The sequence below is a fragment of the Herpetosiphon gulosus genome (genome assembly GCF_039545135.1).
Taxonomy (GTDB): domain Bacteria; phylum Chloroflexota; class Chloroflexia; order Chloroflexales; family Herpetosiphonaceae; genus Herpetosiphon; species Herpetosiphon gulosus.
Genome location: NZ_BAABRU010000015.1, coordinates 128,396 through 143,575, shown reverse-complemented (window position 1 = coordinate 143,575; position 15,180 = coordinate 128,396). Strand labels below are relative to the sequence as shown.

General features: G+C 43.0%; 1 protein-coding gene and 1 CRISPR repeat array. The gene reads left to right on the top strand.

The genetic code is table 11. From position 1 onward, the window contains the following. Positions 1-176 precede the first annotated feature (176 nt). Positions 177-13,891: direct repeats of the CRISPR family, unit length 37 nt; unit sequence ATTCAAATAACCAAAATCCTCGGAAGGGGATTAAAAC. 158 nt (positions 13,892-14,049) lie between these two features. Further along, a complete protein-coding gene (locus tag ABEB26_RS19660; RefSeq protein WP_345723754.1) occupies positions 14,050-15,177 on the top strand; it encodes a glycosyltransferase family 4 protein in 1,128 nt (375 codons plus the stop codon). The last annotated feature ends 3 nt before the right edge of the window (positions 15,178-15,180 follow it).

The following is a 15,180-nucleotide window of genomic DNA, read 5'->3' as shown; positions in this document are numbered from 1 at the left end:
GGGCTGATCAGCAATGGGCTGGTCAGAAAACCGGGTCAATGGCGAGAACCAGGTGAGCAGCATTGCCGAGAATCTGGTTGGGCAGTATTGCTAACGATCACAGAGCACTATCGGGCGACGATTGACAGGATTAAAACTCATCTTCAACAGACTGCCACGACAATGCATCCTTACCTATTCAAATAACCAAAATCCTCGGAAGGGGATTAAAACCGACGTAGCGACCGTTCAGGGTCGGCCAATCGTCGTTAATTCAAATAACCAAAATCCTCGGAAGGGGATTAAAACAAAGCGTGTGCCAGCGCGTGTACGCGGTCGCGATGTAGGGATTCAAATAACCAAAATCCTCGGAAGGGGATTAAAACAATGTTGTTGATTCCCAATAGTACGCACGTAAAAAGGATTCAAATAACCAAAATCCTCGGAAGGGGATTAAAACCTACCAACTTTCGATTAGCATTATCGCGTTTTTGTCGATTCAAATAACCAAAATCCTCGGAAGGGGATTAAAACAAACAAAATGCTATGCAGCGTGACGTTAAGTACTATTCATTCAAATAACCAAAATCCTCGGAAGGGGATTAAAACTTATTCACCTCGTAATGTTCCCCATTGCGTTTATTCCATTCAAATAACCAAAATCCTCGGAAGGGGATTAAAACGCCATTAATGAAGCGCCTTGCTGTTGTGCCAGCTTAGCAATTCAAATAACCAAAATCCTCGGAAGGGGATTAAAACATAGGCTATTTGTCATATTCAATCGGACTAATTTATGGATTCAAATAACCAAAATCCTCGGAAGGGGATTAAAACCAAATACCAATCCCGAAGGCATTGTCCTCGCCCGATGAATTCAAATAACCAAAATCCTCGGAAGGGGATTAAAACTCATGCCATTTCATTTGGGATTCGCTGCTTTATTGAGCGATTCAAATAACCAAAATCCTCGGAAGGGGATTAAAACCAAATACCAATCCCGAAGGCATTGTCCTCGCCCGATGATATTCAAATAACCAAAATCCTCGGAAGGGGATTAAAACTTATTATAATCCAGAAGGGTTAACCTAAAATGCGTAAACATTCAAATAACCAAAATCCTCGGAAGGGGATTAAAACCGATGAACTAAGTTTGATCAGTGCATCGCCTACTTCATTCAAATAACCAAAATCCTCGGAAGGGGATTAAAACCGACACGGACGCGCTTTGGCAAGCCAAACGCTGCTGCATTCAAATAACCAAAATCCTCGGAAGGGGATTAAAACACGTAAATCAGCCACAGCACACAACCACAGCCTAAAACTGCATTCAAATAACCAAAATCCTCGGAAGGGGATTAAAACTTTCGTTACCTCCGCAATAAGCGTTACAAAATTAAGACAATTCAAATAACCAAAATCCTCGGAAGGGGATTAAAACGGCGAGCCGTGCCACTTGATTGTCGATGGCATGTACCATTCAAATAACCAAAATCCTCGGAAGGGGATTAAAACTGCGTGTTTGCAAATCAAGGCCACGGCAGCCCTCGATCATTCAAATAACCAAAATCCTCGGAAGGGGATTAAAACTGAATCAGCGGCAGCGCCGCTGATACTATTGCCGATCAATTCAAATAACCAAAATCCTCGGAAGGGGATTAAAACGACGAGAGCGAGGAACAAAACCCGATGTATCACATGGATTCAAATAACCAAAATCCTCGGAAGGGGATTAAAACTGAAATTGACCTTGCAGAATCAGGCGGTTCCGGTTCTGGATTCAAATAACCAAAATCCTCGGAAGGGGATTAAAACGTTACCAAATTCAATCTATACCACATGTAGCCAACAGTGATTCAAATAACCAAAATCCTCGGAAGGGGATTAAAACGACGAGAGCGAGGAACAAAACCCGATGTATCACATGGATTCAAATAACCAAAATCCTCGGAAGGGGATTAAAACTGACATCGGCTACGATTTGTTGGATACGTGCGACTTTCTATTCAAATAACCAAAATCCTCGGAAGGGGATTAAAACACAACGGTTAAGCCTAACGATCTTGGTTAGACTTAAGATCATTCAAATAACCAAAATCCTCGGAAGGGGATTAAAACGACCTATGATGCCATGATGGATTGGATCGTCTTTCCATTCAAATAACCAAAATCCTCGGAAGGGGATTAAAACTGGTGTTGTTCATACGATCAATTTGGGCTTGGGTTGTATTCAAATAACCAAAATCCTCGGAAGGGGATTAAAACAATTGGGGCCGCTGAACTCGTTCACCCATTCGTATTGATATTCAAATAACCAAAATCCTCGGAAGGGGATTAAAACGTGTGATAGAAGGTCAACCCGTGATCCTGTTCGAAATTCAAATAACCAAAATCCTCGGAAGGGGATTAAAACTTGCTAGATTGAGCGCTTGCTGCAACTCTTTGATGCATTCAAATAACCAAAATCCTCGGAAGGGGATTAAAACCTGTCAAGGGCTAGGCTTTGGCCTATCCCCCTACCCTAGATTCAAATAACCAAAATCCTCGGAAGGGGATTAAAACTGACTTTGAAAAATCTCGTTCAGCTGTTCTTTTGAATTCAAATAACCAAAATCCTCGGAAGGGGATTAAAACGGAAGAAATTAGTCGTTTGCACGAACCGATTAGCGATTCAAATAACCAAAATCCTCGGAAGGGGATTAAAACTCACGCCAGCCGATGATCGCTAGGTATTTCATGGTGAATTCAAATAACCAAAATCCTCGGAAGGGGATTAAAACAAAAACAACCTCTGATGCAGATCGACTAGCAACCCTCAAAATTCAAATAACCAAAATCCTCGGAAGGGGATTAAAACCGCTTGCGACGGCGCTGGGTTTATAGCCTGCAAATTATTCAAATAACCAAAATCCTCGGAAGGGGATTAAAACCGCCCACGACGATCCCGCCCGCATGCTCAATATCCTGTTATTCAAATAACCAAAATCCTCGGAAGGGGATTAAAACTTCGTGACAAACAACTCGTGGGCAGCGCCGCCAACGACCAAGAACGAATTCAAATAACCAAAATCCTCGGAAGGGGATTAAAACCTTGTCTGTTCAGCGTGCAATTGATGTTATTGCAACAATTCAAATAACCAAAATCCTCGGAAGGGGATTAAAACTTCATCTTCTTGAAAGCCGATAATTACTGCCAATTTACCATTCAAATAACCAAAATCCTCGGAAGGGGATTAAAACTTTCGATACTCAATAATAAAGAAGCTATCTTATATGCACTATTCAAATAACCAAAATCCTCGGAAGGGGATTAAAACCGAGAAATACAGCCATTTGCATACCAACTAGGTCAACACTATTCAAATAACCAAAATCCTCGGAAGGGGATTAAAACAAAATCGCAACTTGAATTAGTTGCGCTTACAGGTGCGATTATTCAAATAACCAAAATCCTCGGAAGGGGATTAAAACGTTGTGGACACAGTGTCCAAAGGCGTTGACGCGCTATCGATTCAAATAACCAAAATCCTCGGAAGGGGATTAAAACCAACTCGCAAGTGCGAGGATCGAAACGATACACAACACGATTCAAATAACCAAAATCCTCGGAAGGGGATTAAAACCGTAATTCAAAATTGCTTGTTTGCGCTGTGTCTTATATTCAAATAACCAAAATCCTCGGAAGGGGATTAAAACTCAGGACTTCGCTCTTGAGCGTCAAGGTCAACGTGCATTCAAATAACCAAAATCCTCGGAAGGGGATTAAAACCTCCATCACAGCCGCGTGCCACTACGTGAGGCGAACTTAATTCAAATAACCAAAATCCTCGGAAGGGGATTAAAACCCACATCGAGCCATGCTTCCATCTTGCCCGGCACAATGGTATTCAAATAACCAAAATCCTCGGAAGGGGATTAAAACTGAAACGTAGGCCAATTGCGAGTTCGTTCGATGTTTGAATTCAAATAACCAAAATCCTCGGAAGGGGATTAAAACCGACAAACTAAATTGGGCTTGGGTCAGAGCATCGGATTATTCAAATAACCAAAATCCTCGGAAGGGGATTAAAACTGACAATCAGCTTCGGGCTGAACCTCGCCTACATGTTGATTCAAATAACCAAAATCCTCGGAAGGGGATTAAAACAACTTGCATCGGCCAGCATCTGCCCAATAGCGCGTTCTACATTCAAATAACCAAAATCCTCGGAAGGGGATTAAAACGTTTTCTGCGCTTGCAGCCACAACCGAGTTATCAGGCTGCATTCAAATAACCAAAATCCTCGGAAGGGGATTAAAACTATGGGTAGCTTTTGATAATAAGGCTCCCGATGGTATATTCAAATAACCAAAATCCTCGGAAGGGGATTAAAACGTAACACGGCAAGCATCACCTACGCTAATATCCTCAGCAATTCAAATAACCAAAATCCTCGGAAGGGGATTAAAACCCGAACTTATTGAACGTCCTACGGTATAACCCGTAGGCGCATTCAAATAACCAAAATCCTCGGAAGGGGATTAAAACACTAGTTATTGCAACGCTGGAGCCAAACTAGTATAAGGATTCAAATAACCAAAATCCTCGGAAGGGGATTAAAACTCCCAACCGCCGGCCCCGTTGGCGGCCCAACTTAAGACATTCAAATAACCAAAATCCTCGGAAGGGGATTAAAACCGACCTTACCGGCCAAGGTATCCGCGTATCTTGAAGATTCAAATAACCAAAATCCTCGGAAGGGGATTAAAACCCAAGAAGATTTCTTGCGCCAAGGCGTGCGTTTCCATTCAAATAACCAAAATCCTCGGAAGGGGATTAAAACCTACCTCTATATGGGGCCAATAATGTTGGACGCTCTTTATTCAAATAACCAAAATCCTCGGAAGGGGATTAAAACCGCATGGCGAATCAAGCTATTGCTGATAACAAATATATTCAAATAACCAAAATCCTCGGAAGGGGATTAAAACGGGCTTTTACGCCGTTTAGGATTGGCATGATCGTTTCATTCAAATAACCAAAATCCTCGGAAGGGGATTAAAACTCGGGCAGGTCAAGATCTTGCAACCAGTGCCAGCAGTCAATTCAAATAACCAAAATCCTCGGAAGGGGATTAAAACTCAGTGCGAAAATTTGGGTAGTCATTTTGTGTTCACTTTCATTCAAATAACCAAAATCCTCGGAAGGGGATTAAAACATAGCGGCGGTTGCGTTTGGCGGTCTTGCCTGGTCGAACGTATTCAAATAACCAAAATCCTCGGAAGGGGATTAAAACACACAGATCTTAGTCACGCGACACCAGCTACTTGTACATTCAAATAACCAAAATCCTCGGAAGGGGATTAAAACCAAACGCCTAGTGTCAGGTTCAACTCCAAACTTGTAAGCCATTCAAATAACCAAAATCCTCGGAAGGGGATTAAAACGTTGAACGCCGTCAAAATCATAACTTGTCATAATAATATTCAAATAACCAAAATCCTCGGAAGGGGATTAAAACCGCCTTAACCTTTTCGCCTTGTCGTTGGGATACGGTTATTCAAATAACCAAAATCCTCGGAAGGGGATTAAAACCAAGCGTGTTATGCCATTAATTGCGCGTACCTTGAGATTCAAATAACCAAAATCCTCGGAAGGGGATTAAAACCCATCGCCTGCGCCATTATCAGCTATCAAGGCTAGTTCTTGATTCAAATAACCAAAATCCTCGGAAGGGGATTAAAACCCCAAGCCGCGACCGACGAAGGCCTTAGAAGATTTTGATTCAAATAACCAAAATCCTCGGAAGGGGATTAAAACGTACAGGGGGATGCCCCCCCTGTGTCTCCCTCCAGCGGATTCAAATAACCAAAATCCTCGGAAGGGGATTAAAACTGAATGGTGACCGCCTCCGTATCAACGTAGGATTGTGCGGATTCAAATAACCAAAATCCTCGGAAGGGGATTAAAACTCAAAGCGCTCGGGGTTGAGTATTCCCAATTCCGGCGGGAATTAATGGCAATTCAAATAACCAAAATCCTCGGAAGGGGATTAAAACATTCAGGGATGCGCAGATCGGCGGTTTTCTGGTTTTCGATTCAAATAACCAAAATCCTCGGAAGGGGATTAAAACTCTCGATAGCAATGGACACGCCCGAGGCCAGCACTTGCACGGGATTCAAATAACCAAAATCCTCGGAAGGGGATTAAAACCGTAATATTTCGGCCCCGGTAAGCGAATCACTAGAGCATTCAAATAACCAAAATCCTCGGAAGGGGATTAAAACTCCATCGACACTGTTAGGGATCGGGCCGTCAATTCCATTCAAATAACCAAAATCCTCGGAAGGGGATTAAAACGCGCACACTAACGACCCGCCCTCGCGGTGTTGCGGGTCGATTCAAATAACCAAAATCCTCGGAAGGGGATTAAAACCCAATGACCGCGATCCCTATTCAGTCAAAGGCTTGCATTCAAATAACCAAAATCCTCGGAAGGGGATTAAAACTTGACCTCGCGCCGCTCGATGCGTTCACGCCATTGGAATGGATTCAAATAACCAAAATCCTCGGAAGGGGATTAAAACCCAACCTTACGTGGCGCTTGCTTGCCCCGCTCGTTTTGTATTCAAATAACCAAAATCCTCGGAAGGGGATTAAAACCTAGCAACCAGAATCAGCCGCTTACGATTCTGGGGCACGCATTCAAATAACCAAAATCCTCGGAAGGGGATTAAAACCAAACCCAAGTCGTAATTGATGCGTGCAAGTCGGACGTTGATTCAAATAACCAAAATCCTCGGAAGGGGATTAAAACGGGCATTTGAAAAGGGACAAACCGACGCACTGCTCAGCATTCAAATAACCAAAATCCTCGGAAGGGGATTAAAACTCATTGGCTCGCCCTCGGCCTTGGCCCCACCTGATTCAATTCAAATAACCAAAATCCTCGGAAGGGGATTAAAACCCATGAGGTCACAGGCCCGCCAGCCTCGCCCACAGGTGCAAACAATTCAAATAACCAAAATCCTCGGAAGGGGATTAAAACAGTAGTAGCACGCCAATCGAGTGGCCGCGCGGGTGATCGATTCAAATAACCAAAATCCTCGGAAGGGGATTAAAACATCCCGATCGCGCGGAGCTAATCGCTACGCGGGTGCATTCAAATAACCAAAATCCTCGGAAGGGGATTAAAACTTTTGTTCGATCACAGGCATGGGCGTGCGCTTGTCCAAATATTCAAATAACCAAAATCCTCGGAAGGGGATTAAAACGGGGATAGTGGTTGACCACGGTGCGCATAATTTTGTTAATTCAAATAACCAAAATCCTCGGAAGGGGATTAAAACTTCACCAGAGAACAAAATCTCTGGGCATTGGCTTTGCATCCATTCAAATAACCAAAATCCTCGGAAGGGGATTAAAACCCGCAGCGCATCCACTTTGGAATCACGCGCCCGCCCTTCATTCAAATAACCAAAATCCTCGGAAGGGGATTAAAACCGATGCAGCCCTTGACCCGCGCTTGATCGTGCAACAGCATTCAAATAACCAAAATCCTCGGAAGGGGATTAAAACATTCCGCTCCCATTTTGAAATGTATCTGGCAACGCTGGGCACGACATTCAAATAACCAAAATCCTCGGAAGGGGATTAAAACCCAAAGTAACTATTGCATGCTTCGGTTGTCGTGAACGGATTCAAATAACCAAAATCCTCGGAAGGGGATTAAAACATAGGCCAGTACAGCGGGGAGCTTAGGGTGGAGTTCATTCAAATAACCAAAATCCTCGGAAGGGGATTAAAACGTTGATTGTGGGCCACCAAACATTACCCCGCAAAACTATTCAAATAACCAAAATCCTCGGAAGGGGATTAAAACGCTACAACCCCACTAATCGCCTCACAGAATCCCATAGTAGATTCAAATAACCAAAATCCTCGGAAGGGGATTAAAACGCTGGCAGTCCAGCAAATACCGCCTTCATGTCGATTGATTCAAATAACCAAAATCCTCGGAAGGGGATTAAAACGCCCACCATGGTTGATACACGGCCCGCCCAAAGCTGAATTCAAATAACCAAAATCCTCGGAAGGGGATTAAAACATTGATACCACTTCAATGATCTCAAGGTTCGCTAGCCATGAATGATTCAAATAACCAAAATCCTCGGAAGGGGATTAAAACTCTCCAATCCGTTCATAGGGTCGGCCAAAATCAACAATTCAAATAACCAAAATCCTCGGAAGGGGATTAAAACCTAGCGTGGTGCTGGCTTATGCCGAGGTTGATCACATCGATTCAAATAACCAAAATCCTCGGAAGGGGATTAAAACTTTTTCTTCACGGCTTCGTTGTAGTCGGCATTCTCTTTATTCAAATAACCAAAATCCTCGGAAGGGGATTAAAACCCACGCGCACCACCAAAGCCAACAATCGATGCATTCCGTTCATTCAAATAACCAAAATCCTCGGAAGGGGATTAAAACACCATTGCCCCCAGGCACGCATGAAGAATTAGCCGAGACAGATTCAAATAACCAAAATCCTCGGAAGGGGATTAAAACTCAACTCGCCCAACCGGGGCATGGTCTCTGGGGTGGCATTCAAATAACCAAAATCCTCGGAAGGGGATTAAAACATCTTATCTACGTTCTCTATTAAAGCTTTTTCTGTTAGATTCAAATAACCAAAATCCTCGGAAGGGGATTAAAACGCCAACGATCTACCATCGCATCAAAGTATTGATCCGTAGCATTCAAATAACCAAAATCCTCGGAAGGGGATTAAAACCCAATCAAATCGAACGGGATCGCTTCGGCGGCTCGGAATTCAAATAACCAAAATCCTCGGAAGGGGATTAAAACAAACTTGTTCAGGGTTCATCGATGTTTCTGGTGCCATAAAATTCAAATAACCAAAATCCTCGGAAGGGGATTAAAACCACAGAGGCAGACCTCACAGGGGCAAACCTCACAGGGGATTCAAATAACCAAAATCCTCGGAAGGGGATTAAAACTCTGTTGCTTGGTTGCAATGAAACTCATTAATCGTGGCATATCAATATCATTCAAATAACCAAAATCCTCGGAAGGGGATTAAAACACAATATCGCTGGCCACCATGATGCGCTTGGTTACATCATATTCAAATAACCAAAATCCTCGGAAGGGGATTAAAACAAAAACGTGGCAACCAACTTCCTGAACGCCAAAAAGCATTCAAATAACCAAAATCCTCGGAAGGGGATTAAAACCCTGAAATTCAACGTTATCATCGAAGTTTATTTCAGGATTCAAATAACCAAAATCCTCGGAAGGGGATTAAAACCTTATCAAAGCGATTCATAAAGCTATCAGCGATCGCAAATATTCAAATAACCAAAATCCTCGGAAGGGGATTAAAACAAAAAACAACTGGCCACCCTTTTCTTGATACAGCACGATTCAAATAACCAAAATCCTCGGAAGGGGATTAAAACGGGAAACGTCTGGGGGGTTCCTGATCGGGTTAGATCGATTCAAATAACCAAAATCCTCGGAAGGGGATTAAAACTTTATATGGGTAGTCTGGTTGTTTATGCACCCAGTGATCGATTCAAATAACCAAAATCCTCGGAAGGGGATTAAAACGCTTGCTACTGGGCACGCCGTTCAACGATACGCCAGTTCATTCAAATAACCAAAATCCTCGGAAGGGGATTAAAACATTCCGATTGAGCAACTTGGGCTTGTCTACCACGGCGTTATTCAAATAACCAAAATCCTCGGAAGGGGATTAAAACTGATCCTTGACGGTTGATTCGACATCATCAATCGCGAGGGATTCAAATAACCAAAATCCTCGGAAGGGGATTAAAACGTTCCACACAGAACGAGCGCACGACCCAGACGTTTTGGATTCAAATAACCAAAATCCTCGGAAGGGGATTAAAACCCCCATTGCCACCATCGTGGCGAAAAATTCTTCATTGTCCATTCAAATAACCAAAATCCTCGGAAGGGGATTAAAACTCAGAATGCCCCACGCCCCGCAAAAATCCGCTACTGTGAATTCAAATAACCAAAATCCTCGGAAGGGGATTAAAACCCCTTGGTGAATCCTGTTGGCGGTTCCACTGGTAACACAAATTCAAATAACCAAAATCCTCGGAAGGGGATTAAAACAGGCAGACCGTCAAACATTTCTTTGACTTTAATCAATTCAAATAACCAAAATCCTCGGAAGGGGATTAAAACTTAAACTTGTGATCTTCTAGCCCTTGCTTATAAGCATATTCAAATAACCAAAATCCTCGGAAGGGGATTAAAACTATCTTTAACTATTTCTACCAAATCATAAATAGTTTGTATTCAAATAACCAAAATCCTCGGAAGGGGATTAAAACCTAAGGTTAGAGGGCCAGGTATTCCTAGCTCTGTTTGCATTCAAATAACCAAAATCCTCGGAAGGGGATTAAAACTTGGTTGACAGCAGCGGTCAATCCGGTAATGCTATTAATATTCAAATAACCAAAATCCTCGGAAGGGGATTAAAACCTGTTGATAACGATAAATCAGGTCTAGTGTTGGGACGATTCAAATAACCAAAATCCTCGGAAGGGGATTAAAACTGGAGTTGGGGAGATAAGGTCAAAGTATTTCATAATAAATTCAAATAACCAAAATCCTCGGAAGGGGATTAAAACTGTATGCGTCAGGCTTAATCGGTTCGCCCTTAATCCGATTCAAATAACCAAAATCCTCGGAAGGGGATTAAAACTGAGGATACGAACCAAGATCCGTTCAACGACCTTGTTGAATTCAAATAACCAAAATCCTCGGAAGGGGATTAAAACGCACGTGGACGGAAGCACATCTCTATAACGGTGTATACATTCAAATAACCAAAATCCTCGGAAGGGGATTAAAACATGATTAGTACTGTCTATACCGAGGCTATCAATGGCGCATATTCAAATAACCAAAATCCTCGGAAGGGGATTAAAACCCGTGGCTAAGGCGATAATCTCGGCTTGCAAGGCTTGGATTCAAATAACCAAAATCCTCGGAAGGGGATTAAAACAACAATGGGCTACCGACTTTGGGGCGGCATGGCAACAGGCCATTCAAATAACCAAAATCCTCGGAAGGGGATTAAAACTTCATGACCAACGGCATGACCATGTTGCCTAAGACTTTACAATTCAAATAACCAAAATCCTCGGAAGGGGATTAAAACTGAGATCACCTATGTTGGCATTGCTAGTTACACGACGATTCAAATAACCAAAATCCTCGGAAGGGGATTAAAACGTTCTAACCCTTTACACTATCCGTCCTTGACTGTTGGATTCAAATAACCAAAATCCTCGGAAGGGGATTAAAACATAGGTTGTTACAGCGCTAATAGTGATGCCAATCATGTCGATTCAAATAACCAAAATCCTCGGAAGGGGATTAAAACTCCGCCTTGGAGCTTTTTGCCTGACTTATAGACCTTGATTCAAATAACCAAAATCCTCGGAAGGGGATTAAAACTAAAGGATGCCTCTGAGTTGAGCTGGGCGACTAACATGCATTCAAATAACCAAAATCCTCGGAAGGGGATTAAAACTGACTTCGCGCTGAAACCGAAGTTGGTTGCACATATGGCCGATTCAAATAACCAAAATCCTCGGAAGGGGATTAAAACCGATCAATCAGCGAACAAAGAGGTCGTTGCTGTATTCAAATAACCAAAATCCTCGGAAGGGGATTAAAACACATCGCTATCCATCATTTGCCGACGTGATGTAAAGATTCAAATAACCAAAATCCTCGGAAGGGGATTAAAACTTACTGTCAAGCTTCTGTGTTATTTCTTCGCCAACAAACATTCAAATAACCAAAATCCTCGGAAGGGGATTAAAACAATGGCTTGCTGCATATGATGGGATGCAACTATGAATTTTATTCAAATAACCAAAATCCTCGGAAGGGGATTAAAACTGATGTTCGATTATCTCTTTTACGCCCGCGATCATGAAGATTCAAATAACCAAAATCCTCGGAAGGGGATTAAAACAGTGAATGCCAGCCAAGCAGGGAACATTGCCAATCTTGATTCAAATAACCAAAATCCTCGGAAGGGGATTAAAACGGCTACAGCCGCAAACCCGATACTGAGAACAAACCATTCATTCAAATAACCAAAATCCTCGGAAGGGGATTAAAACAGCACGTACAGGCCGAAGCCCAATTTGTGTGGTATAAGGTATTCAAATAACCAAAATCCTCGGAAGGGGATTAAAACAGTCGATTAGTGCGGGGAATGGTCTCACGGGCGGCGGGGTATTCAAATAACCAAAATCCTCGGAAGGGGATTAAAACTCACTCAAGGGTTGACCTGTGAGACCGTGCAATGATTTATTCAAATAACCAAAATCCTCGGAAGGGGATTAAAACTAATCCTGTACATACGCTAAGAGTGCTGGGCTTGCAATATTCAAATAACCAAAATCCTCGGAAGGGGATTAAAACGCATTTAGTTGAGCAATAGCATGATTGGCTTGCGCTGTTTTATTCAAATAACCAAAATCCTCGGAAGGGGATTAAAACTGCATGGAATCAAGCAGCGGTTGTCGAGCGGTATCACGCTATTCAAATAACCAAAATCCTCGGAAGGGGATTAAAACCAAAATGGGTATATCCAAAATCAGCGCCGATTGGTAGTAAATTCAAATAACCAAAATCCTCGGAAGGGGATTAAAACATCAGGTACATAACGCTCCTAACACACAAACAAAAATCATTCAAATAACCAAAATCCTCGGAAGGGGATTAAAACTGCAATGGGCAGCGATTAGCTTCAGCGGATTGGCCGCATTCAAATAACCAAAATCCTCGGAAGGGGATTAAAACGCCGCTACGTGTTGTTCCAACTTGAAGATACGATATTCAAATAACCAAAATCCTCGGAAGGGGATTAAAACCAGGTAGCAGCAACCAAAGCACAATACGAGTATTTATTCAAATAACCAAAATCCTCGGAAGGGGATTAAAACCGGTGATGAGGAGGCTAGACCCTATTCTGAAGTCTCCTACATTCAAATAACCAAAATCCTCGGAAGGGGATTAAAACCCTGATGAATCAATCCCCAATTACCAGTTGCATATATTCAAATAACCAAAATCCTCGGAAGGGGATTAAAACCGCAGATAGCGGCCAATCCGCTGAAGCTAATCGCTGCATTCAAATAACCAAAATCCTCGGAAGGGGATTAAAACTTTACATCATGCGTAATCAAGTGACCTATCGCTTTGATTTATTCAAATAACCAAAATCCTCGGAAGGGGATTAAAACGAATAACCCTCACGTTTGAACCCAAAGGCTCGAACAAATATTCAAATAACCAAAATCCTCGGAAGGGGATTAAAACACGGTGGGCATGACCTTGATCAGACTTGACCCACACTTCATTCAAATAACCAAAATCCTCGGAAGGGGATTAAAACTGAGGCCATGCAAAACACGGCAGCAATTGCAGCACGAATTCAAATAACCAAAATCCTCGGAAGGGGATTAAAACCCCCAAAGGATTCTTTTTATGGTCAACCATATCATTGACATTCAAATAACCAAAATCCTCGGAAGGGGATTAAAACCTGAAACTGCTTTGCTGCATCATGTTCTGAATCATAAATTCAAATAACCAAAATCCTCGGAAGGGGATTAAAACGATTGCCTTTGCGCCAGAACACCACATACATACGATCCCGTGAATTCAAATAACCAAAATCCTCGGAAGGGGATTAAAACGCACCGATCACGATTCCTGACGTTGGGACGCTCACCACGATTCAAATAACCAAAATCCTCGGAAGGGGATTAAAACCCAATGAATCGAAAACTTTAAATCAGCGATATGGCGATATATTCAAATAACCAAAATCCTCGGAAGGGGATTAAAACCAATGGCGATTTTTGCTGCACACGGTGTATGGAGTAAGTTCTAAATTTTGCAGCCGCGAGGTGTGTTAAGGGTAAGAATGACGCTTGGATAATGCTAAAAGTGAGGTATGTTATACTCGCTGAAGAATCGCTTCTCTGTAGTTTTAGAAATTGAGTTTATGCATTTTACGATTAATGGCCATTTGCTTTCATTCGATAGCTCTTTTCGGCAGGCTGGGGTTTCCAATCACACGCGCTTTTTGATTGAAAACTTGGCTAAGCTCGACCACGATAACCAATACACCCTGTTTGTTGGGCCGAATGTGCGCCAACACCTCAATTTGCCTTCCAATTGGGAGATTGTCGAATCGCGTTTGCCTACAATTCAGCCCAAATATCGGATTCCTTGGGAGCAGTTGATCGCGCCATGGTTATTAGCCAAACGCCGTGTTAATTTGTTTCATGGCTTGTTGAATATCTCGCCGTTGCTCTCGCCCGTGCCAACCATCGTCACCATTCACGATTTGGCGTTTATGGATGTAACTGGTTCGCATCGCAAGGCCAATCGGCGTTATTTGGCGGCGGCAACGCGCCAAGGTGTGCGCCAAGCTGCCCATTTATTTGCGGTTTCTGAGTATACCAAGGCTGCTATGGTCGATCGGCTGGGGCTTGATCCGGCTAAAATTAGTATTGCTTATAACGCCGCTGGGGCACAATATCACCCGCGTTCAACCGCTGAAATTAATGCTTGGAAGCAGCAAAAGCAACTGCCGGAGCAATTTTTGCTCTATCTTGGCACTTTAGAGCCACGCAAAAATATTCCCAATTTGCTGCGAGCCTATGCCAAAGTTAAACACGAAATTGGTATGCCATTGTTAATTGGTGGTGGCAAGGGCTGGAATTTCGACGAAATTTTCAGCACTTACGAGCAGTTACAATTGCATGATAGCGTGAGTTTCCTTGGCTATGTGCCAGGCGAGGAATTGCCGTTGTGGTATAACGCTGCGACGGCCTTTATTTATCCATCGCGCTATGAAGGCTTTGGCATTCCGCCACTTGAGGCCATGGCTTCGGGCACGCCAGTCTTGACTACCAATGCCACCAGTATTCCCGAAGTCGTGGGTGATGCGGCGATTCAAGTAGACCCTGATGATCTTGATCAGATGGCCCAAGAATTAGTGCGGATTGCCAATGATGCCAGTTTGCGCGACGATCTCCGTGAACGTGGTTTGCTGCGTGCCCAAGCTTTCTCGTGGGAGAATCTAGCTAAGGCTACACTTGAGGTTTATCGCAAGGTTGGGGGCTAGCAT

What these genes read in the sequence shown, in the direction of transcription:
- ABEB26_RS19660 (WP_345723754.1), top strand. Translation starts at nt 14,050, where the DNA reads ATGCATTTTACGATTAATGGCCATTTGCTTTCATTCGATAGCTCTTTT.